This window comes from Lysobacterales bacterium, assembly GCA_014946745.1.
In the GTDB taxonomy this organism is placed as follows: Bacteria; Pseudomonadota; Gammaproteobacteria; order Xanthomonadales; family Xanthomonadaceae; genus Aquimonas.
In genome coordinates this window covers 64699-85198 of record JADCRD010000001.1, presented here as the reverse complement: position 1 = coordinate 85198, position 20500 = coordinate 64699, and the positions used below count along the sequence as shown (strand labels likewise).

At 67.2% G+C, this 20500-nt stretch carries 19 protein-coding genes and 2 tRNA genes; 11 read left to right on the top strand and 10 right to left on the bottom strand.

The window, feature by feature from the left end:
- Positions 1 to 87 precede the first annotated feature (87 nt).
- Complete coding sequence (locus H4O13_00375) at positions 88 to 1665, top strand: choline dehydrogenase (GenBank protein ID MBE5313839.1); 1578 nt, start codon at positions 88 to 90, stop codon at positions 1663 to 1665.
- 166 nt (positions 1666 to 1831) lie between these two features.
- Here the strand turns inward: H4O13_00375 and H4O13_00370 are convergent, their stop codons facing one another.
- Together H4O13_00370 and H4O13_00365 are read right to left on the bottom strand one after the other, a co-directional pair.
- Positions 1832 to 3760: a M48 family metallopeptidase gene (locus H4O13_00370; protein ID MBE5313838.1), complete on the bottom strand. Its 1929-nt coding sequence runs from the start codon at positions 3758 to 3760 to the stop codon at positions 1832 to 1834.
- A gap of 198 nt (positions 3761 to 3958) precedes the next feature.
- On the bottom strand, positions 3959 to 4564 hold the full coding sequence (locus tag H4O13_00365) for a LemA family protein (protein ID MBE5313837.1): 606 nt from the start codon (positions 4562 to 4564) through the stop codon (positions 3959 to 3961).
- Positions 4565 to 4687: 123 nt separating this feature from the next.
- Here H4O13_00365 and H4O13_00360 point away from each other — a divergent pair, with 123 nt between their 5' ends.
- Entirely contained in the window at positions 4688 to 5929 is a 1242-nt protein-coding gene (locus H4O13_00360) for a serine hydrolase (protein ID MBE5313836.1), read from the top strand.
- A 338-nt stretch (positions 5930 to 6267) separates the two neighbouring features.
- Here H4O13_00360 and sufT read toward each other — a convergent pair whose 3' ends face one another.
- Entirely contained in the window at positions 6268 to 6822 is a 555-nt protein-coding gene (sufT, locus tag H4O13_00355; protein ID MBE5313835.1) for a putative Fe-S cluster assembly protein SufT, read from the bottom strand.
- A 77-nt stretch (positions 6823 to 6899) separates the two neighbouring features.
- Here sufT and H4O13_00350 point away from each other — a divergent pair, with 77 nt between their 5' ends.
- On the top strand, positions 6900 to 7337 hold the full coding sequence (locus tag H4O13_00350; protein ID MBE5313834.1) for a hypothetical protein: 438 nt from the start codon (positions 6900 to 6902) through the stop codon (positions 7335 to 7337).
- A gap of 24 nt (positions 7338 to 7361) precedes the next feature.
- Here H4O13_00350 and H4O13_00345 read toward each other — a convergent pair whose 3' ends face one another.
- Positions 7362 to 7592 carry a glutaredoxin family protein gene (locus H4O13_00345; protein ID MBE5313833.1) on the bottom strand — a complete coding sequence of 77 codons (231 nt, stop codon included), beginning with the start codon at positions 7590 to 7592 and terminating at the stop codon, positions 7362 to 7364.
- A gap of 77 nt (positions 7593 to 7669) precedes the next feature.
- On the opposite strand from H4O13_00345, the gene H4O13_00340 reads away from it, so the two are divergent.
- On the top strand, positions 7670 to 9052 hold the full coding sequence (locus H4O13_00340; protein MBE5313832.1) for an L-serine ammonia-lyase: 1383 nt from the start codon (positions 7670 to 7672) through the stop codon (positions 9050 to 9052).
- Between the two features lie 79 nt (positions 9053 to 9131).
- On the top strand, positions 9132 to 9743 hold the full coding sequence (locus tag H4O13_00335) for a hypothetical protein (protein ID MBE5313831.1): 612 nt from the start codon (positions 9132 to 9134) through the stop codon (positions 9741 to 9743).
- 164 nt (positions 9744 to 9907) lie between these two features.
- Here H4O13_00335 and H4O13_00330 read toward each other — a convergent pair whose 3' ends face one another.
- Complete coding sequence (locus tag H4O13_00330) at positions 9908 to 10177, bottom strand: HU family DNA-binding protein (protein ID MBE5313830.1); 270 nt, start codon at positions 10175 to 10177, stop codon at positions 9908 to 9910.
- A 290-nt stretch (positions 10178 to 10467) separates the two neighbouring features.
- Here H4O13_00330 and H4O13_00325 point away from each other — a divergent pair, with 290 nt between their 5' ends.
- The gene (locus H4O13_00325) at positions 10468 to 11085 is read left to right on the top strand and encodes a trimeric intracellular cation channel family protein (GenBank protein ID MBE5313829.1); all 618 of its coding nucleotides are present in this window, start codon (positions 10468 to 10470) and stop codon (positions 11083 to 11085) included.
- A 62-nt stretch (positions 11086 to 11147) separates the two neighbouring features.
- Here H4O13_00325 and H4O13_00320 read toward each other — a convergent pair.
- From H4O13_00320 to rplM, 4 genes are all read right to left on the bottom strand, one after another.
- Positions 11148 to 11223: transfer RNA gene (locus H4O13_00320), tRNA-Ile, on the bottom strand.
- A gap of 196 nt (positions 11224 to 11419) precedes the next feature.
- A tRNA-Gln gene (locus H4O13_00315) sits at positions 11420 to 11493 on the bottom strand.
- A 47-nt stretch (positions 11494 to 11540) separates the two neighbouring features.
- A complete protein-coding gene (gene rpsI / locus H4O13_00310) occupies positions 11541 to 11933 on the bottom strand; it encodes a 30S ribosomal protein S9 (GenBank protein MBE5313828.1) in 393 nt (130 codons plus the stop codon).
- 17 nt (positions 11934 to 11950) lie between these two features.
- On the bottom strand, positions 11951 to 12379 hold the full coding sequence (gene rplM, locus H4O13_00305) for a 50S ribosomal protein L13 (GenBank protein ID MBE5313827.1): 429 nt from the start codon (positions 12377 to 12379) through the stop codon (positions 11951 to 11953).
- A gap of 133 nt (positions 12380 to 12512) precedes the next feature.
- On the opposite strand from rplM, the gene H4O13_00300 reads away from it, so the two are divergent.
- The 3 genes from H4O13_00300 to H4O13_00290 all read left to right on the top strand — a co-directional run bounded on the left by H4O13_00300 (position 12513) and on the right by H4O13_00290 (position 17534).
- A complete protein-coding gene (locus tag H4O13_00300; GenBank protein ID MBE5313826.1) occupies positions 12513 to 13721 on the top strand; it encodes a (Fe-S)-binding protein in 1209 nt (402 codons plus the stop codon).
- A complete protein-coding gene (gene coq7 / locus H4O13_00295; protein ID MBE5313825.1) occupies positions 13718 to 14365 on the top strand; it encodes a 2-polyprenyl-3-methyl-6-methoxy-1,4-benzoquinone monooxygenase in 648 nt (215 codons plus the stop codon). The genes H4O13_00300 and coq7 overlap by 4 nt, the downstream gene beginning before the upstream one ends.
- A gap of 364 nt (positions 14366 to 14729) precedes the next feature.
- Entirely contained in the window at positions 14730 to 17534 is a 2805-nt protein-coding gene (locus tag H4O13_00290; protein MBE5313824.1) for a DUF2339 domain-containing protein, read from the top strand.
- Between the two features lie 74 nt (positions 17535 to 17608).
- Here H4O13_00290 and speD read toward each other — a convergent pair whose 3' ends face one another.
- Complete coding sequence (gene speD / locus H4O13_00285; GenBank protein MBE5313823.1) at positions 17609 to 18427, bottom strand: adenosylmethionine decarboxylase; 819 nt, start codon at positions 18425 to 18427, stop codon at positions 17609 to 17611.
- Positions 18428 to 18736: 309 nt separating this feature from the next.
- Between speD and crp the strand changes: the two genes are divergently transcribed.
- Together crp and H4O13_00275 are read left to right on the top strand one after the other, a co-directional pair.
- Positions 18737 to 19435, top strand: coding sequence for a cAMP-activated global transcriptional regulator CRP (crp, locus tag H4O13_00280; GenBank protein MBE5313822.1), 699 nt, complete (start codon positions 18737 to 18739; stop codon positions 19433 to 19435).
- 109 nt (positions 19436 to 19544) lie between these two features.
- Complete coding sequence (locus tag H4O13_00275; protein MBE5313821.1) at positions 19545 to 20468, top strand: flagellar brake protein; 924 nt, start codon at positions 19545 to 19547, stop codon at positions 20466 to 20468.
- The last annotated feature ends 32 nt before the right edge of the window (positions 20469 to 20500 follow it).

The following is a 20500-nucleotide window of genomic DNA, read 5'->3' as shown; positions in this document are numbered from 1 at the left end:
TAGACATGGGGTCTACGGTCCCGGCACTTCGAGAAAACCCCGCAAACCCTCACTGCGCCTCGCTGCAGCGCAACATCAGGCATCCCCATGTACGACTACATCATCGTCGGCGCCGGCTCCGCAGGCTGCGTGCTGGCGAACCGGCTCTCCGCCGATCGCGACTGCAAGGTGCTGCTGCTCGAAGCCGGCCCGCGCGACTGGCACCCCTTCATCCACATGCCGGCCGGCATCGCCAAGCTGGTGGGCAAGAAGAACGCGAACTGGGACTACAGCACCGAACCCGAAGCCCAGCTCGGCGGCCGTCGCCTGTGGTGGCCGCGCGGGCGCGTGCTGGGCGGCTCCAGCTCGATCAACGCGATGTGCTACACCCGCGGCGATGCGCGCGACTACGACGACTGGGAGCAGCAGGGCGCGCGCGGTTGGAACTGGCAGAGCGCCCTGCCCGCCTTCCGCAAGGCTGAAGGCAACGCGCGCGGCGCCAGCACCTTCCACGGTGGCGACGGCCCGCTCTGCGTCAGTGACCACATCCACACCAATCCGCTGTCAGAGGCCTTCATCGAGGCCGCTCTGCAGGCGGGACACACGCGCACTGAGGACTTCAACGGTGCAGGCCAGGACGGCTTCGGCTACTACCAGGTCACGCAGAAGAACGGCGCGCGCTGTTCGACGGCAGTCGCCTATCTCAACCCGGTGCGCGACCGTCCGAACCTGACCATCGTCACCGGCGCGCAGGCCCAGGGCCTGATCTTCGAACGTCGCCGCGCCGTGGGCCTGCGCTACCTGCAGGGCTCAAGCCCGCGCGAGGCGCGCGCCGAGCGCGAGGTGATCCTCTGCGGCGGCGCGCTGAACTCACCGCAGCTGCTGATGCTTTCGGGCATCGGCCCGGCCGCGCAGCTGCGCAGGCAGGGCATCGCGGTGCGCGTGGATGCGCCCGGCGTCGGTGCCAACCTGCAGGACCATCTGGACATCTGCACGCTCACCCAGGCCAGCAACGACCTGAGCTACGACACGCTCTCGGACATCGCGGTGGCCTGGCAGTACTACCTGTTCCGCAAAGGGCCCGGCACCAGCAACGTTGCCGAGGCGGGCGGCTTTCTGCGCTCGCGGCTGGCCGAGGACGAACGGCCGGACATCCAGTTCCACTTCGTGCCGGCCCTGCTCGACGACCACGGCCGCAATCGCCTGAAGGGCAGCGGCTACACCGTGCACGCCTGCTTCCTGCGGCCAAAGAGTCGCGGCCACCTGGAACTCGCATCGGCCAATCCACAGGACAAGATCCGCATCCACGCCAATTACCTGAGCGACGCCGAGGGCTTCGATCTCAAGGTGATGGTCGAGTGCGTCAAGCTCTCACGCGAGATCCTCGCGCAGGCGGCCTTCAAGCCGCACCGCAGGCACGAGCTGATGCCAGGCGAAGCCGTGCAGGACGAGGCCGGCATCATCGACTTCATCCGCCGCAAGGCCGAGACCATCTACCACCCCGTCGGCACCTGCCGCATGGGTGAGGACGCGGAGGCCGTGGTCGATTCGGAACTGCGGGTGCGCGGTGTGGACGCCCTGCGCGTGGTCGACGCCTCGGTGATGCCCACGCTTGTGGGCGGGAACACGAATGCGCCGACGGTGATGATTGCGGAACGCGCAGCGGACTTCATCGCTTCGCGCTGAAGTCCGCTGCGCGTTGGGATTCGGGATTCGGGATTAGGGATTCGTTGAAGAGCCAGGACCATCCTGTGCTTCCTCGAATCCTGTCGACGCGGCCTTCGCCTATTGCCTCAGTCTCAAAGCTACGCGCTGTTGCGAATCCCAAATCCCGAATCCCGAATCCCGGCCCCTAGGCCACCGGCGGCAGCGGACACCGCAGGTACGCGCACACCGTGCGCAGGAGCTCGGCTTCTTCGAGGCTCACGCGCTGGTCGTGGGTGATGGCGACCACCAGGGCTTCGACCAGCAGGCGTTTGCCGGGTGGGTCGATGCGGTCGAGCACGGGCAGAGCTTGATCCAGACGGTGGCGCCAGTCCTGCGGCGGCGCGTAGGGCTTGGCCATCTGCGGCAGGGCGGCATGCAGGGCCGACAAATAGGCGCGCCGCGCCTCCGCTTCGCTCTCGTGGCCGTACCAGGCCAGCACGGCCAGCAGATCCGCCGCCGCTTCGCCAGCCTCGCTAAGCTTGATCATGCGCTGCCGGGCGCGGGCGCGCGGGTCGATGCTGTCCTCGATCTGCCGTGACAGCAGCATGCCGGTGAGGTGCTCGAACAGCTCCAGCTCGCCATCGGCGTGGATCAGGGCGTCGACGGCATCCACCAGACGCTGCTGCCCGGCGCGTCCGAGATGACGCACTGTGCCCAGCGCCAGCAGCAGCACCGGCAAGCGCAGCGCCGGATGCAGTCCGATCAGGAGGGCCGATTCGACGCTCGCTTCCTCCGCCGCACCGGCCCCCAGCAGCTCGCGCACCGCGTGCAGCTGCTGCGCGCGCAGGCGCTCCTCGTGATCGAGCAGCAAGCCGAGCAGGAGGGCCTGGGCGCGCTCGGGCTGCTGCAGGGCGAGATCGATGGCGGGCGGAATCGCTGCGCGCGCATCGCCCGCGCGGAGAAAATCCCTCACATCGGGCGCGCCAACCTGCTCGATCACGCGCTCGACCTGCAGCTCGACCTCGGTCTCTCGCGCCGGCAGCTCGCCGCGCTGGCGCTGGGCCAGGCCGAGGGCGAGGTCCTCGTCCGTACCGCGCGGCGGGTCGTTCAACCACTGCGCCTGCAGGCGCTTGAGTTCGGACGGGTTGAAGCCCGGCTCCAGCGCCTTGATCCGTTCGTGCAGCGGCGGATGCGTGGCGAACAGGCCGGCAAAGCCCATGCCCTCGCCGAACAGCATGTGCGCGACTTCTTCGGTCTCGGCCGAGGCCAGCTTCGAGCCGGCCGGCAGGCCGCCGATCTTCTTCAGCGCGCCGGCAATGCCGTGGGTCTGGCGGGTGAACTGCACGGCGGAGGCGTCGGCAAGAAACTCGCGCTGGCGCGACACCGCGGCCTTGATCAGACGGCCGAAGAACAGGCCGACATAGCCGACCACCATCAGTACCACACCGATTCCGATGATGGGCCCGGCATCGCGGCTGCGGCTGCCGCGGGTGAGTTCCAGCACGCGGGCGCCAATCACGCCCAGCGCGAGCACGCCGAACAGCACGCCCATGAGCCGGATGTTGAGGCGCATATCGCCATTCAGGACGTGGCTGAACTCGTGGGCGATCACGCCCTGCAGCTCGTCGCGATTCAAGTACATCAGTGCGCCGCGGCTGACCGCCACCGCCGCATCGCCTGGCGCATAGCCGGCAGCGAAGGCGTTGATGCCGGGCTCGTCTTCCATGATGAAGATCGCCGGCACCGGCAGCGAAGAGGCGATCGCGATTTCCTCGACCACATTGCGCAGGCGCTTCAGCTCGGGGTCGCGAGTGTCCTCGGACACCTCGCGACCGCCCATCGCCCGCGCCACCGCCGCACCGCCCCCGCGCAGACTGGCGATGCGGTACAGCGAGGCCGCCGCGATCACTAGCGCGGTGACCGCAGCAGCGAACAGCAGCAGGCCACTGAACTCGGCGAGCAGCCCGATGGGGCCGCCGACGCGCTCGAGGTCGCGCGCGTCAGCGCCCAGCCACAGCAGCAGAAACAGACCGCCGCTGACCGCAGTGATGATCGCGACCACGGCGGCGATGAACAGCAGCACCAGCCGCTTTGACTGGCTGCGAGCCTGGGCCTGGCGTTCGAAAAAATTCATGGGCAGCTTTCGGGGCAGGGATGAGAACTGGGCTGCGGGAAGGGCATGTTGAGAAGTGAGAAGTGAGAAGTGAGAAGTGAGAAGCGAGGAGTGAGGAGTGAGGAGTGAGGAGCGAGCAGCGGGAGATCCACTGCAGGCCCCGACACGCCGTGGCTGCGAACTCTCGCCACGCTCTCCTCACTCATCCTCCCTCACTCGTCAGAACTGCACCTTCGGCACCTCGCGCTTGTGCGCTTCTTCTTCGCCGATGCCTAGCAGCGCCGCCTGCTGGAAGTTGAACGTGCCGGCCAGCAGGTTGGCGGGGAAGACCTCGCGCTGGTTGTTGTAGCCCATCACCGCATCGTTGAAGGCCTGGCGGGCGAAGGCGACGCGGTTCTCGGTCGAGGACAGTTCTTCGGTCAGCTGCGCCATGTTTGCGCTCGACTTCAGTTCGGGATAGGCCTCGGACAGCGCGAACAGACGACCCAGCGCGCCGCCCAGCGCGCCCTCGGCCTGGGCCAGCTGCTGCATCGCGGCCGGATCGCCGGGGTTGCCCTTGGCGGCGTTCAAGCCGCCGATCGCGCTGTTGCGCGCGCGGATCACCGCCTCCAGCGTGTCGCGCTCGTGCTGCATGTAGGCCTTCACCGTCTCGACCAGATTGGGGATCAGATCATGGCGACGGGTGAGCTGCACGTCGATCTGGGCAAAGGCGTTGCGGTACGCATTGCGACGAGTGACGAGGCCGTTGTAGATGCCGACTCCCCAGAGCACCAGGGCAATGCCGACGCCAAACACGGTCAACACGAACAGAAGCAGGATGGACATGATTCCTCCAGGGATGAACGGGGGACGCGCGTCGCGGTCGTCGACCGGATCTTGCGGGCTAGAATGCGGGCGCTTTCTTCGCCGCGCCAGCCTGGACCCGACGTGCCGCACCGACCCCACCGCATGCCCCGTGTGACATCGCGCCTCGCGCTTGGATTCGGCCTTGCCCTGGGCTGGCTGTCGACGGCAGCGAGCGCCGAGGTCAGCGCGGCGCCGACGCGCCAGCCGACCGTGGAAATCACGGCCGAGAGCGCGCGCGCCCAGCAGACAGCTCGCGCGATCGAGCGCCTCGCCGATCGCCTGGTGCGCGAATACGGAGTGGTCGGCATGGCGGTCAGCGTGGTGCACGGCGACCAGGTGCTGCTGGAGCGCGGCTTCGGCCACACCCAGGCCGGCCGCAGCGAGAACGTCGACGCCGACACCGCCTTTCGTCTGGCCTCCCTGTCCAAGGCCTTCGCGGGCACGCTGGCAGGCCTTCTGGTGGAGGAAGGCGCACTCCGCTGGGACACCCGCGTGGCCGATCACCTGCCGGCCTTTGCGCTGGCCCGCGCCGACACGGCGCTGGAAACCACCGCCGCCGATCTGCTGAGCCACACCGTAGGCTTGGGCTTCCACACCTTCGATCGCGAGCTGGAAGACGACCAGCCCTATCCACTGCTGGCGCAGCGCCTGGGCGAGGCGCCGATGCTGTGCCCGGACGGTCGCTGCTACGCCTACCAGAACATCGCCTTCAGCCTGATCGGCGATCTGGCTTTCGCCGTTACCGGCGACTTCTTCACCCACCTGGTCGAGAAGAAGATTTTTCACCCGCTGGGCATGTACGGCGCGACCTATGGCCGTGAGGGCCTGGAGGGCAGCGCCCGCTGGGCGCGACCGCACGTGATGGCGGGTGGTCGCTTTGTTGCGCTACGCCCCAAGGAAAACTACTACCGCGTGCCACCGGCCGCCGGCGTCAACGCCACCGCACGCGACATGTCGCAGTGGCTGCTGGCGCAGATGGGTCGACGCCCGGACGTGCTGTCGCCGGAGCTGCTGGCGGAGATCCAGAAGCCCCTGGTCAGCACGCCCTCCGAGTTGCGGGCGGCGCCGTGGCGACGCGAGCGTCTCGAGGCCGCGCATTACGGACTTGGCTGGCGGGTCTTCGACTATGCCGGCGAAACCCTGATTTTCCACGGCGGCGCCGTGCAGGGCTATCGCGGCCTGATTGGCTTTCTGCCGGAGCGCGGCTTCGGCATTGCGGTGCTGGTGAACTGCGAATGCCGGCTGCAGAGCGGCCTTCTGCCCACAGCCTTGGATAGCTTCCTCGGCCTGCCGCGCAAGGACTGGATGCAGCTCGACGCACAGCCGCGCAGACGCAGGCGCTAGGGAAGCTCTGGTTTATCGGAGCTCCCGTGGCAGCTTGTCGAAAAACTCCCTTGCTGGGAGCTTTTCGAGTCAGCGGTCCGGCACAGGTCCGCACCACCTGCCGACAAGACAATCGCGTATGCGCTTGCTTTGTCGACTCGGCCTTCCTCGGCCGAGCTGGCACGCTGTTTTTCGACAGCCTGCTAGGGAAGGTCTGAAGAATTCCATCCTGCAGTTCTTCAGACGTCGTGAGTCCGGCGCAGGTCCGGACTCACTCGCGCTGAATCAAGCACTTGCATGCTTGATTCGCGAGCGCGCCATCCATGGCGCACGGGAAGCTCTGATAAATCAGAGCTTCCCTAGAACATTCCCACCTGCAGCTTGGCCGCCTCGGTCATCATCGACTGGTTCCAGGGCGGGTCAAACACCAGCTCGACGTCCGCTTCCATCACGGTGGGCACCAGCTCGACCTTCGCGCGTACGTCCTCGACCAGCACCTCGCCCATGCCGCAGCCCGGCGCGGTCAGGGTCATGCGAATGCTGGCACGACGGCTGCCCTCATCGCTGGTTTCGATCTCGCAGTGGTAGACCAGACCGAGGTCGACGATGTTGACGGGAATTTCCGGATCGAAGCAGGTGCGCAGCTGGTTCCAGACGGCCTTTTCGACGTCCTCGTCGGTGGCGTTGTCGGGTAGCTGGGGCGGCGGCACGACCTCCTTGCCGATGGCGTCGGCATCGACGCCGGCCACCCGAAACAGGTTGCCGTCCACGAACACCGTAAAGCTGCCGCCCAGCCCCTGGGTGATGTAGCCGGCCGTGCCCGCGGGCAAGGTGACGCGATCGCCCTGCGGCACCATCACGACCTCGCAGTCGCGGGAGAACTGGATGGGCTCGGAGCTGCGGCTGTAGGCCATGGGACGAATGTCAGGGTCGGTCAACGAGACGGCCGCGTATTCTACCTGCCCTGTCCACCCTGGCCTGCCCTGATTCCGTGAACAAGGCTGTCTCCCCCATCGCGCACGCCCGAATTGGGCTGGGCACCTGGCTGCTGGCGCTGATCAGCGGCAGCGTCGCGGTGCTGGGTCTTGCCGCGGTCTGGGCTGGTGTCGCACTGCACTTCAGCAGCCCCAGCCTGTGGATGCTGCTGATCGTGACCTTGGATGCCGCCCTGCTGCTGCGCCTCGCCGGCATGCCGCCGGGGCGGACGCGGCTGCTGCTGGTGGGCGTGGTGAGCCTGCTCACCGCGCTCGCGGCGGCTTTGCTGATCAGCGCCAGCCAGATCGGCATGCGCATGGGCATGCCCGCGCAGCACGCCCTGCCTGCGCTCAGCCCGGGCCTGGTTCTGCTCTACCTGCGCGCGCAGCTGGGCTGGCTGGATGGACTGTGGCTGCTGCCGGCGACTTGGCTCGGCTGGCGCTTGGGGCGCTGAGCACCCCCGCGCGCCCTCTTGCCTTCAGTCGACGAGAAAGCGGCGCACGCGCACGGCATCGAAGGGCCAGTCCAGCTCGGCGCCTGTGTCCTCCCTTCGCAACACCGGCACGCGCAGGCCGTAGCGCTGCTCCAGCTCGACGTCAGCGTCAATCCAGCGCGGCTCGAAATCGCCAGCGCGCGCCTGCACCAGCACGATCACGGCCTGGTCGCAAAGGTGGCATTCATCGCGCTGGAACAGCGTCAGCAGGTGCATGGTCAGTCCGTACGGCATCGTCGGGCGAGGGCGCGACCGTACACTAGCGCGCCCCCGCTCTCGCCAGTCAACGTCCCATGGCCGTCAGTGTTTTCGACCTGTTCAAGATCGGCATCGGTCCCTCCTCCTCGCACACCGTCGGGCCCATGCGCGCAGGCGCGCGCTTCGTCGAGCGCTGGCTGCACGAATCCGGCGAGCTTCCGCGGGTGGCACGCATGCGCGTCGAGCTGTACGGCTCGCTGGCGCTCACCGGCCGCGGTCACGGCACCGACAAAGCGGTGCTGTTGGGCCTCGAAGGTGAGCTGCCGAACCGCATCGACCCCGACAGCATTCCGGCCACGCTTGAGCGCATCCGCAGCGCCCAGCGCCTGCGCTTGGGGGGCACCCGCGAGATCGACTTTGTCGAAAAGCGCGACCTGGTGTTCAACAAGCGCCAGAAGCTGCCCTACCACACGAACGGTATGCGCTTCTCGGCGTTTGCCGCCGACGACAGTCTGATCGCCACCCGCGACTACTACTCGATCGGCGGCGGCTTCGTGGTCAACCAGGATGAAGCGGCCGAAGACCGTATCGTCGCCGACACCACCGCCCTGCCCTACCCTTTCCACAGTGGCGATGAGCTGCTGCAGCTGTGCGACACCCATGGCCTCAGCATCGCCCAGCTGATGTTCGCCAATGAACGTGTCTGGCGCGGCGAAGACGAGATTCGCGCCGGCCTTCGCGAGATCTGGCAGGCCATGCAGGCCTGCGTTGCGCGCGGCATCCGCGAAGGCGGGATCCTCCCCGGCGGGCTCAAGATCAATCGCCGCGCACCGGCCATGGCCGCCGACCTGCGCAATCGCCCCGAGGCAGCCCTGCGCGATCCGCTGAGCGTGCTCGACTGGGTCAACCTGTATGCGCTGGCGGTGAACGAAGAGAACGCCGCAGGCGGCCGCGTGGTGACCGCGCCGACCAATGGCGCGGCCGGCATCGTGCCCGCAGTGCTGCACTACTACGAGCGCTTCGCGCCGAAGGCCGACGAACAGGGCGTTTTCGACTTTCTGCTCACCGCTGGCGCGGTGGGCATTCTGTATAAGGAGAACGCCTCCATCTCGGGCGCCGAGGTCGGCTGCCAGGGCGAGGTCGGCGTGGCCTGCTCGATGGCTGCGGCCGGCCTCACCGCCGCGCTGGGCGGCACCATGCACCAGGTCGAGAACGCCGCCGAGATTGGCATGGAGCACAACCTCGGGCTCACCTGCGACCCGATCGCGGGTCTGGTGCAGATCCCCTGCATCGAGCGCAACGCGATGGGCGCGGTCAAGGCGATCAACGCCTCGCGCATGGCCTTGAGGTCGGATGGCACCCACTACGTCTCGCTGGACAAGGTCATCAAGACGATGCGCGACACCGGCCGCGACATGCAGGACAAATACAAAGAAACCTCGCGCGGCGGGCTGGCGGTCAACGTGGTCGAGTGCTGACCTCGCGCAGTGACCGCCGGCGCCTCCCACGCCCGCCGCTGCTAGGCTTGAAGACACAGCCCCCAGCCTGAGTGCCCGCATGGATGCCTCGCTACCTGCACCACCCACTTCGCTGGCCCAGCTGATCGCGCTGGAGGAGGCCGAGCGCAAGCACGTCGCCCACGTGCTGCACAGTGAGGTCGGCCAGAACCTGACCGCCGCGCTGCTGAGCCTCCAGTTCTTCGCTGCGAGCGGCTTGCCCGCCGATGAGGTCGAGGGCGTCACCGAGAGCGTGCGCGACGCGCTTCAGCACGTGCGCGCGCTTTCACTGCAGCTGCGACCGCCGCTGCTCGATGAGATCGGTCTGGACGCCGCGCTGCGCTCCACGCTGGAGCAGATCGCGCAGCGGCGCGGCTTCGATTTCAGCGTGGAAAGCCGTGCAGCCGAAGGGGCCCTGCCCAGCTGGATGGCGATCAGCCTGTTCCGCTGGGTGCAGGCCATGGCCGAGACCACGCCGGCAGGCGAGACTCTGCGGATACGGCTGCGGCAGGCTTCGACCGAGGTGTGGCTGCAGATCGGCGTGGACGGGCCGCTACCTCAGCGCTGGCGCGAGGACAGCGCGGCGCGCGCGCGCGCGCTGGGTGCCACAGCGTCCGAAGGTAGCGATGGCCTGGAGATCCGGCTGAGCCAGCACGCGGACTCGGCCTCCTGAACGCCAGCAAGCACTCCTGTGGCAGGGCAGTGGATTGTCAGACGGCGCGGCTTCTGCCGCGCGCAGACACGTGCCTTGCAGAAACGACAGCGGGCCCGCGCATGCGCACGGGCCCGCCGGGTTCAGCCAATGTCGCCGCACTCAGCGCGGCGACGCGGGCAGGATCAGATCGCGTCCTTGAACGCCTTGCCGGCCTTGAACACCGGCACCTTGCTCGCCTTCAGCTTGATGGTTTCGCCGGTGCGCGGGTTGCGGGCCTCACGGGCCGCGCGCTTGCGCACGGAGAAGGTGCCAAAGCCCACCAGGGTCACGGTGTCGCCCTTCTTCAGCGCCTTGGTGACAGTCGAGGTGAACGCGTCAACGACGGCGGCCGCCTGGGTCTTGGTCAGTTCGGCGTGGTCGGCAATCGCAGCAACAAGCTCAGCCTTGTTCATCGGAAACTTCCTTGCATGGAGGGGCGTGAGGCCCAACAGGGGGAGAATGGGAAGGCGCTACGCCCTCCGCGTTGCGAAGGCTGCTTCGGTTGCGCGCACAAGTCAACGGTTTTTCGCCGGGAAGCCGCCTGCCTTAAGGCTTTGCGAGCGCAGCATGGACTCCGCTCGCGGCGTCGGCGCGCTGAAAAACGCGGGGCAGGTACTGCGGGAACGCGGGCACGGCATCCGCTGAATCAAGCGCTTAGCGTCAACAGCACCCGCTGGAACCGCCTTCCATTCGAGCTCAAGAGATGAGCACGCCCTTCATCATCACCATCGACCTTCTGGGGACCTTTGCTTTTGCGATCAGCGGCGCCACCGCCGGCGTGCGCAAGGGTCTCGATCTGTTTGGTGTACTGGTATTGGCCTTCGCTGCGGCCACCGCCGGTGGCATCGTTCGCGACGCCCTGCTGGGCGCCACACCGCCCGCGGCACTCACCAATCCGAACTACTTCGTGGTGTCAGCGGTGGCCGCGCTGGTCACCTTCTATCGCTACGAATTGATCGACCGCCTTCGCAATCCGGTGCAGTTCAGCGACGCGGTTGGTCTGGGGCTCTTCGCTGTGCTCGGCACCGGCAAGGCGCTGGCGCACGGCGTTGGCCCGCTCGGCGCAGTGATGCTGGGCGTGCTGAGTGGTGTCGGCGGCGGCATCGCTCGCGATCTGCTGGTCGTGCAGATACCGGGGGTGCTTCAGCGCGAGCTGTACGCGGTGGCCGCCCTGCTAGGCGCGTTGATCGTGGTCGCCGGCGACACGCTCGGTCTGCCGGCAACGCCAGTGGCTGCGGCAGGCGCGGTCGCCTGCTTCACGTTGCGCTTCTTTGCCATGCGGCGCGGCTGGCAGCTGCCGGTGGCGAAACCGCGGCGATGAGTGCGCAGGCCTTCGGCGCCGCAGCCGCTCAGATCAGCGCGAGCTTCAAGGCGTTGTTTGGATGGTGGGCCCACCAGGATTCGAACCTGGAACCAAGGGATTATGAGTCCCCTGCTCTAACCGTTGAGCTATAGGCCCGCTGTCTGTTCCACCGTGACCGCCGAAAGGTGCCGCTCGTCAGCGCTGGGCCAACGACCCTGGACGCGGTTTCTTCCTTCGCAGCGCTCAAGCCGAGCCGTACGCGCTCGCCGTATTCGCGCGGGAGTGCGTGAGCGCGGCCGCTCCAGCTCCGTCCACAAAAACACGAAGGGCCCGCTTGCGCGAGCCCTTCGAATGGCTGGGGGACTAGGATTCGAACCTAGATAGGCAGAGTCAGAGTCTGCAGTCCTACCGTTAGACGATCCCCCAAGAACCGGATCGCACCTGCCGCGCAGGGCGGCAAGTATAAAGCGCGATCAGCGCTTCGAGAACTGGGTAGCGCGACGTGCCTTGTGCAGACCGACCTTCTTGCGCTCGACTTCGCGAGCGTCGCGCGTCATGAAGCCTGCGCGGCGCAGCTGGGTCTTCAGGCCCTCGTCGTATTCGACCAGGGCGCGAGCGATGCCAAGGCGGATCGCACCGGCCTGACCGGTCGTACCGCCGCCGGCCACAGTGACCTTGATGTCGAACTTGTCGGACATCTCGGTCAGCACGAGCGGCTGACGCACGATCATGCGTGCCGTCTCGCGCCCGAAGAACTGGTCGAGCGGCTTGTCGTTGACGGTGATAGCGCCGCTACCGTTGCGCAGGAACACGCGGGCGGTGGAGGACTTGCGGCGGCCAGTGCCGTAATTCTGGTTGAGAGCCATGGGATGCCTGTCCTGTCTCAGATGTCCAGCGCCTGCGGCTGCTGGGCGGTGTGCGGGTGCTCGGCACCCTTGTAAACCTTGAGCTTGCGGAACATCGCACGGCCCAGCGGGTTCTTCGGCAGCATGCCCTTGACGCCGATCTCGATGGCGCGCTCAGGGTGGCGATCCAAGGCCTGCCCCAGGGTTTCAGACTTCAGGTTGCCGATGTAGCCGGTGAACCGGTGATACATCTTGTCCTGCAGCTTGTTGCCGGTGACCGTGATCTTCTCAGCGTTGATCACGACGATGTAATCGCCGGTGTCGACGTGCGGGGTGAACACGGGCTTGTGCTTACCGCGCAGGCGAAGCGCGATTTCCGAGCAGAGACGGCCCAGCGTCTTGCCGCTGGCGTCGACCAGATACCAGTCGCGCTTGACGGTCTCCGGCTTGGCGCTGAAGGTCTTCATGACAGCTCCCAAAGGGAAAGCGAGGACGAAAGACCGCGAAGCATAGCGGCCTTGATCGAGGGGCGCAAGCCTGCGCGCCTCGGGGTGATCAGCCTGGGGCGTTGCCCGGCGAAGCCGCGTATTCTGGCGGCAAATGAGCCGAAGCGCCAGCCCCCCCGCTGAACACAGCCTGCAGCGACTGCTGTCGTTGGCCGATGCCTGCGTGCTCTGCGGTCTGTGTCTTCCGCACTGCCCCACCTATCGCTTGGATGCCCGCGAGTCGGAGTCACCGCGAGGACGCGTGCTGCTGGCGCAGGCTTTGGCGCGCGATCCCGATGGCGTGGATGCCAGCAGCATCGAAGCCCTGGAACACTGCCTCGGATGCGGACGCTGCGAGCAGGTGTGCCCCGCCAAGGTGCGCTTTGGCGAACTCATGCGACTCACGCGGCAGCAGATGCCGCAGCGACCGCGCTCCGTGCGGGTTCGAGCGCTGCTGTGGGCTAGCCGTCACCCGGTCGCAACCGCGACGATCGTGCGGGCGGCGCGCCCACTGCGCGCGCTGCTGCCGCGACGCCAGCGCCGCGCGCTGCAGGCAAGCGCGAACCTTGAGCAGCTGCAGCGACATTCGCAGCTCAAGGACGCTGATCGCCGGGACGACACCGCACCCGTCGGAGCATCCCATCTGCGCGTCGGCCTGCTGCTCGGCTGTGTCGGACGCGCGCTGGAAGCCAATGCGCTCGACGCGGCCGCACGGCTGTTGCGAGCCTGCGGGCATGAAGTGCTCGTTCCTGCCGGGCAGGTCTGCTGCGGCGCACTCGACCAGCATGCGGGGTTCGGTACGCACGCCGAAGCGCTGCATGCGCAGAGTCGACGCGTGTGGAGCACTCTCGCGCCCGATGTCGTGGTCAGCACAAGCAGCGGCTGCCAGGCCGCCCACGCAGCCGCGCTGGCGAACCACGCAGCCGTGACCGATCTCGCCAGCCTGCTGATCGACGATTCCGCCTTCGCCGCGGTCGTGCTCCGCCGCGTCGAGCGTCGCGTCGCACTGCACCTGCCGTGCACGCAGCACGCTGCGCCGAAATCGGCCCGAGCTACCCGCATCCTGCTCGGACGCATTCCAGGCCTGCAGCTGGTGGAGCTTCCGGATACGGGCTGCTGTGGTGCAGGCGGTGCGCACATGCTGGCATTTCCCGAGCGCGCCGAGCGTCTGCGCCGGCCGCTGCTGGACGCGGTCATCGCATGCGGTGCCACTACACTGCTGTCCGCCAATCTCGGCTGTCGCCTGCATCTGGGCGGCGCCGCCGAACTCGCCGGAGTCGAACTCCGGCATCCGCTGGAACTGTTAGCCGAGGCCCTGCCGTGAGCACGCTGCGCACACTCTCTGCTTTGGATCGACTGATCGCCGATCTCGACCACGCCCTGCTGACCGCCACCGCGCGGCAAACGCCTGCTGCACGACCCAACCCGGCCGGCGACGCCGAGTCTGTCGAGCTGGATGCAACACAGCGCCGCCATGTCGCCGGTCTGATGCGCATCAACCATTCAGGCGAAGTCTGCGCACAAGCCCTCTACCTCGGCCAGGCGCGAGTCGCTCGCGATGAAGCCACGCGCGAGCACTTGCTGCGGGCCGCGCAAGAAGAAGCGGATCACCTCGCGTGGTGCGCGCAACGCCTGACCGAACTGGACTTCCGCCCCAGCCTTCTGAATCCGCTGTGGTACGCCGGCAGCTACGCCATCGGCATGGCAGCAGGCCTCGCTGGCGATGGCTACAACCTCGGTTTCGTGGTCGAGACCGAACGGCAGGTCGAAGCGCATCTCGAAGACCATCTCCGCCAGCTGCCCGAGGGAGATGAGCGCAGCCGCCGAATCCTGCAGCGCATGGCGGAGGAAGAGGCCGAGCATGCCGATCAGGCCAATGCTGCTGGCGCGCGAGCACTGCCGACGCCGATTCCAACGGTGATGTGGCTTGTCAGCCAAGTCATGAAGCTGGGCGCTTATCGACTTTAGGACAACACGGGTCAAGTCCATCCCGACCTTGATCCGGAGTCGCGACTCCAGCGTCGCCGGAATCGCTTTCGCTGGATCAAGCGCCTCACCGGCTTGATCCGCGAGAGCGCCCTCGCAGGCGCGCGGACGCAGATCCGCTGCTGATCGAGGCACGCTGCAAAGTCCGCGGGCCCGAGCTCGCGGCGCTACGAACCCGCTCTCGAGCGCGCGCCGGAAGCGCGCGGCAGTCGGGCGCGCTGAGAGCGCAGCGCCGCTGCATCGCGGCTGCGGGCTGGCCTGTGAATCGCGCCGACCGCCGGGGCTGCTCTCAGGCCTTCACTGTGCCTACACTGCGAAAATCCGGGTAGAGCACAGAGAAGGCGGCATGAAGATTGTTCTGGCTGTGCTGTTCGGCCTGCTCGCTCTCGCCAGCGAGTCGCTGGTTTCGGTTCTTCTGGCGACACTCGCGGGCTGGCTGCTGGGCAGCCAGCAGGAGCTATCTCAGCGGCTGCGCAAGCTTGAGAATCGGCAGACCACAGGCGCGCGTGAGCAGGCCGCGCCTCGATCCACCGACGCTTCACCCGTGAGTCCCGAGCCCCCAGGCGCACGGGTGATGCCCGCTGCTGCACAAAGCGCGCCGCTGCGCGCATCAATGGGTGATTCCGCCGAGCCGGCGCTACCGAGATCCGCAGCCTCGCCCGCTGCCGATTCGGCGCGTACGGCCTCGAACGCAAGGGCCGAGAGCAGCGAGAGCATGGCGCCCTCGGCCAACGCCCGTCCGGTGCCGCCGCCTTTGCCAACGTCGGCACATCGAACGCAGACCGTCCGCGCGGTATCGCCAGCGGAGACACCACGCACCGCGCGATCCCGCGTCGAAGCGCCCGCCGATTCGGTCCTCGGCACGCTTCTTGGCTGGCTGTTCGGCGGCAACCTGCCGGTCAAGCTGGGTGTGCTGGTGCTCTTTGCCGGCGTCGCCGCAGCCCTGCGCTATGCGGCGCAGCAGGGATTGTTCCAATTGCCGATCGGCTGGCGATTCGTCGGCATCGCCGCGGCGGCAGTCGCCGGACTGTTGTTCGCCCTGCGCCAGCGCCATGCGCGCCCCGCGTTCTCGCTGTCATTGCAAGGCGGCGCCATCGGCGTGCTGCTGCTCTGCGTGTTCGGTGCCTTCCGGCTGTACGACTTGCTGCTCCCAAGCGTCGCCCTCGGCATGGTTGTCGCTCTGGTGGCGCTCGCGGCGCTGCTGGCGGTGTGGCAGAACGCTGCGGCACTGGCGGTGCTGGGCTTCCTCGGCGGCTATCTGGGGCCGGTACTGATCAACACCGGCAGCGGCGACCAGGTCGCGCTGTTCAGCTACTACGCCGTTCTGAATGCTGCAGTGTTCGTCGTCGCCTGGTGGCGACACTGGCATGCGCTGAACCTGATGGGCTTTCTGTTCACCTTCGGCGTGGGCAGCGTGTGGGGGCTGCGCTCCTACGTCCCTGAGGACTACGCCAGCAGCCAAGTCTTCCTGCTGCTGTTCTGGGCGTTCTATCTTGGCATCGCAGTGCTGGGCGCAGTGCGCCGCGGCCTGGCTGCCAACCACGGCGTGCAGGCCTCGTTGACCTTTGCTCTGCCGCTGTGGGCCTTCACCCTGCAGAGCGGCCTGTTGGAGGGCGATCACAGCGCGCTGTCGTGGTCAGCGCTGCTGGCGGCAGCGGCCTACGCAGCGCTGGCGGCGCTGCTTCTGCGCAACCCGCGCGCACGTCTGCAGGGCGAGGGTTTCGCCTGGGTCGCTGTCGGCTTCATCACCGTCGCGGTGCCGCTCGCCTTTTCAGCGCAGCAGACCGCTGCGGTGTGGGCATTGCAGGGCGTGGGCGCGATGTGGCTGGGGCTGCGTCAGCGTCGATCTCTCAGCCTGGTCTTCGGTTGGCTGCTGCAGCTTGGCGCAGGCTGCAGCCTGCTGATCAACCTGGGCGAAGCACTCAACGAAAACCGCTTCGACACTGACGGTTACAGCAGCGGGCTGCGCTTCAGCCTGGCGATCCTGGCCGCGGCTGGGTTCCTCGCGAGCCAGCTTCATGAGCGTTTCGCGCGCAGCGCTGCAGAAGTCTGGATGGGCTTTGCCTTGGGCGCGGCTTGGCTCGGCCTGCTCTGGCTGCACCTGGGCTGGAAGCCGCCGTTCGCGCTGGCGCACTTCGAAACCCTGCTCGGAGCCGCGATGCTGATCGCACTCGGAGCGAGTCTGTTGCGCAGCCGGCTGGGCTGGGCGCGGCTGGGCTGGCTGGCGGTGACGCCGCTCGCCGCATTGCCGCTGCTGGGGCTGTGTGCGTTGATCGAGCAGGCAGGCCCTGGGCTTGATGGCCGCGGTCTCGCTCTGTGGGCCTTGTGCGCCGTGGCCGCGGCGTGGACGCTCAAGGCCCTGCGTGAACCGCCGATGCGACTGACCGGAGCGGCGCATCTGAGCGCTTTGGCCACCCTGGCCTTGGTACTGGGCAGCGATTTCGCGCAGCGCGCCGAACGCGCGGAGTTCGGCAGCGCATGGATCTGGACGCTGGCCGTGCTGCCGCTCGCCGCGCTGGCTTGGGCGCTGTGGCGAAACCCCGAGCGCTACGCCTGGCCGCTGGCCGATCGGTTCCAGCGCTACGCGCGCTTGTGGCACGGCGCTGCGACTCTGGCTCTGGGTGGGGCCTGGTTCATCGCGCTGTACTCCAGCGCCGACGCTGAGCCGCTGCCGTATCTGCCGCTGCTGAATCCGCTGGAGCTGCTGCAGTGGGGCCTGCTGCTGCTGGCTTGGCAGGCGCTTCCGCGCGAGGCGCGAGGCGATCTGCTGCCGCTGCGCGCCGGTCTCGCCGCCGCAGCGCTACTGCTGCTGACGCTGGCTGCCCTGCGCAGCCTGCATCACCACGCCAATCTGCCCTGGTCGCCGGCGCTGTTCGACAGCGCGCTGACCCAAGGCGTGCTGAGCGTGCTTTGGGCGCTGGCGGGCGTCGTCGCGTGGGTCGCCGGCTCGCGGCGCGGCAACTGGCCTGTGTGGCTCGCTGGTGCCGCGCTCATGGGCGGAGTTCTGCTCAAGCTGGTGCTGGTCGATCGCGTCTATCTCGGCAATCTGCCTGGCATCGGCGCCGTGCTGACGGTGGGCGTGCTGCTGGTGGTCGTCGGCTATCTCGCTCCCTCGCCACCGCGTCGCGGCGAGGCCAACCCAAGCGCGTAGACGCAGTCTCGGAAACGCGAAGGGCGCGCCCCTTGGCGGAGCGCGCCCTTCGCTTATCTCTCGGGCCGGTCAGGTCAGTCGAGGTTGCGGCCGTGGAACAGCTCCTCGATCTCGCGCTTCAGCTGCGCCTCGATGCGCAGGCGCTCCTTGAACGAGAGGTTCTTGGCCTTCTCCTCGAAGAGATAGGTATCCAGATCGAAGTCCTTAACGTGCATCTTCGTGTGGAAGATATTCTCCTGGTACACATTCACATCGAACATCTCGTAGCGGTTCTTGATGCCCTTCGCAAGGTAGTCCTGGATCGAGTTGATGCGGTGATCGATGTAGTGCTTGGTGCCCCTGACATCGCGAGTGAAGCCACGCACCCGGTAGTCCATGATCACGATATCGGACTCAAGGCTCTCGATCAGGTAGTTCAATGCCTTGAGCGGTGAGATCACGCCGCAGGTAGCGACGTCGATGTCCGCGCGGAAGGTCGCGATGCCGTTGTGGGGATGCGTTTCCGGGTACGTGTGTACCGTGATGTGGCTTTTGTCGAGGTGGGCGACGACGCTGGCGTCGACTTCTTCGTGCTCGCGCACGGCGCCCGACAGCACGTTGCCAGCCGCTTTCTTGTCGATCACCGGTTCTTCCGAGATCAGGATGGTCACCGACGCACCCTGCGGGTCGTAGTCCTGGCGAGCCACGTTCAGCACGTTGGCGCCGATGATCTCGGCCACCTCGGTGAGGATCTGCGTGAGACGATCAGCGTTGTAGGCCTCGTCGATGTACTCGATGTAACGGCGGCGCTGTTCTTCGCTGACCGCGTAGCAGACGTCGTAGATATTGAACGACAGCGCCTTGGTGAGATTGTTGAAGCCCTGAAGCTTCAGGCGCGGCAGTGGCTTGACCACGTTTCGGATCCCCTGTGCGGGCGGATGGAGGACTGGCCGGCCGCATCGCGCGGTCGCCAGGCGTCTGGTACCAGTGGCCTGGGACCAGCTGACTAGTATGAACCAAAGAAATGTAGGGCAGAACCTCGGGCCCCACGGATGTGTACTCGCCGATCGGAAGCGAGACGCTCTGAATGCGTTCGATTGCGCGGGCAATCGCAACGCGAACGTGACAGCGGGGGACAAACGTATGCGAAATGGCGCAATATTGCGTTGAAGCAGCGCCCAGTGGGCGCTAATCTTTGAGCCCCATCGCACTTTAGGTCGGATATGGTCCCCTCCAGCTTCTCGCTGCAGACCGCGCTCAAGCGCCAGCTGACGCCCCCTTCGCTGGCTCCCGAGCCCATCCATATCGAGCGCTTCCTGGCCCACTGCCATCGTCGCCGCTACCCGGCGCGCGCGGACGTGTTCCGCCCGGGGGATCCGGCCGGCACGATGTACTACGTGGTGCAGGGCTCGCTCAGCGTCATGACTGAGGAAGAAGACGGCCGCGAGCTGGTCTTGAGCTACCTCAACCCGGGTGACTTCGTGGGCGAGACCGGCATCTTCGTCGCCGCTCCCCAGCGCGAGGTCCTGTTGCGCACGCGCACTGCGTGCGAGCTGGCGGAGATCGGCTACGAGCGCCTGCATGCCCTGTTCGCCGGCCCGCTGGCTGAAGAATGCCCGCGCCTGCTGTACGCGATCGGCGCCCAGCTCACCAAGCGACTGATGCACACCAGTCGCAAGGCCAGCCGCTTGGCCTTCATGGACGTCACCAGCCGAATCTCCAGCACTCTGCTCGACCTGTGCGAAGAGCCGGATGCCATGAGCCACCCGCAGGGCACGCAGATCCGCGTGTCGCGCCAGGAGCTGGCGCGCATCGTCGGCTGCTCGCGCGAAATGGCTGGCCGCGTGTTGAAGCAGCTGGAGGAACAAGGCGTGCTGCACGCCCGCGGCAAAACGGTCGTCGTATACCGCCAGGACCGCTGACCTGGCCTCAGCACCGCCGCGCGGGCGCTTGGTCCGATGGCGCTTGTGAAGCAGCGGCAAGGCTGATCCACTGGCGGGGTCCGTCCTTTACCTGTCTGCCCGGTTCCCCATGGCGAAGACGCCACTGCAGCCCGTACGCCGCACCGACATCAAGATCGGCAGCCCGCTGCCTTATCCCGTCTATGACGCACTGGGGCGGCTTCTGCTGCGGGCGGGCGAGGTGATCGAGACCGAGCGCCAGCTCAACACCCTTCATGAGATGGGGCTGTACCTCGCCGAGCACGATGCGAGTCGCAGCGCGCGAGCGGGCTCTGTGCCCGAACCGAACGCCGCAGAGTCCCCGGCGGAGTCGACCGACGAGGACGGCGCTCGCGAAACCCGCAAGCTCTCCGAACTCAAGCTCTCACCCGGCAAGACGCTTTACGTCGACTTTCTGAGCACCACCAATCGTCCGCGGGTCGCCCTGCGGCTGGTCGGCATGCTGGAGGGCGGCGGCGTGCTGATCAGTGCGGTCAACGCCGACGGCGGCGTCGTCCCCTTTCGCGACAACGAGCTGCTGTTCGTGCGTGTGCTGACCGCAAGCGGCGTGGCGACCTTCCAGGCCAGGGTGCTGAAGGTGCACTTCACCCCCTTTCCCTACGTGGTGGCCTCGTATCCGGAGGGTGTGGTCTTCCACGTCATGCGGGCGCATGAGCGGGTCGATACCCAGATCATCTGCAGCGCGGTCAACCTGAGCCGGCCGGTGATGGGCGAGCCGCGCCCCCACGGCGCGGTGATGAAGAACCTGAGCGCCAGCGGCTGCCAGATCGAAGCGCCACCCGAAATCGCCGACAGCGGCGACCGTTTGCGTCTTGGCTTCAAGCTTGAGGCCGCGGGCGAAGAGCACGTGCTGAGCGTGCTGGCCGAAGTGCGCGGCATCAAGAGCTTCGGCGAGTCCGAGCGCCGTCGCTTCGGCCTGCAGTTCGTGGAACTCGGAAGCTCCGAGCGCCTGGTGGTGGAGCACTTCATCTTTCACGCCCTGGTTGACGTCTGACCCGGAACAGGTCGGCGCGCTGGCGCCGGACC

Coding starts and splice junctions, on each gene's coding strand:
- H4O13_00375 (MBE5313839.1), top strand. CDS start 88: ATGTACGACTACATCATCGTCGGCGCCGGCTCCGCAGGCTGCGTGCTG.
- H4O13_00370 (MBE5313838.1), bottom strand. CDS start 3,760: ATGAATTTTTTCGAACGCCAGGCCCAGGCTCGCAGCCAGTCAAAGCGG.
- H4O13_00365 (MBE5313837.1), bottom strand. CDS start 4,564: ATGTCCATCCTGCTTCTGTTCGTGTTGACCGTGTTTGGCGTCGGCATT.
- H4O13_00360 (MBE5313836.1), top strand. CDS start 4,688: ATGCCCCGTGTGACATCGCGCCTCGCGCTTGGATTCGGCCTTGCCCTG.
- sufT (MBE5313835.1), bottom strand. CDS start 6,822: ATGGCCTACAGCCGCAGCTCCGAGCCCATCCAGTTCTCCCGCGACTGC.
- H4O13_00345 (MBE5313833.1), bottom strand. CDS start 7,592: ATGCACCTGCTGACGCTGTTCCAGCGCGATGAATGCCACCTTTGCGAC.
- H4O13_00340 (MBE5313832.1), top strand. CDS start 7,670: ATGGCCGTCAGTGTTTTCGACCTGTTCAAGATCGGCATCGGTCCCTCC.
- H4O13_00335 (MBE5313831.1), top strand. CDS start 9,132: ATGGATGCCTCGCTACCTGCACCACCCACTTCGCTGGCCCAGCTGATC.
- H4O13_00330 (MBE5313830.1), bottom strand. CDS start 10,177: ATGAACAAGGCTGAGCTTGTTGCTGCGATTGCCGACCACGCCGAACTG.
- H4O13_00325 (MBE5313829.1), top strand. CDS start 10,468: ATGAGCACGCCCTTCATCATCACCATCGACCTTCTGGGGACCTTTGCT.
- rpsI (MBE5313828.1), bottom strand. CDS start 11,933: ATGGCTCTCAACCAGAATTACGGCACTGGCCGCCGCAAGTCCTCCACC.
- rplM (MBE5313827.1), bottom strand. CDS start 12,379: ATGAAGACCTTCAGCGCCAAGCCGGAGACCGTCAAGCGCGACTGGTAT.
- H4O13_00300 (MBE5313826.1), top strand. CDS start 12,513: ATGAGCCGAAGCGCCAGCCCCCCCGCTGAACACAGCCTGCAGCGACTG.
- H4O13_00290 (MBE5313824.1), top strand. CDS start 14,730: ATGAAGATTGTTCTGGCTGTGCTGTTCGGCCTGCTCGCTCTCGCCAGC.
- crp (MBE5313822.1), top strand. CDS start 18,737: ATGGTCCCCTCCAGCTTCTCGCTGCAGACCGCGCTCAAGCGCCAGCTG.
- H4O13_00275 (MBE5313821.1), top strand. CDS start 19,545: ATGGCGAAGACGCCACTGCAGCCCGTACGCCGCACCGACATCAAGATC.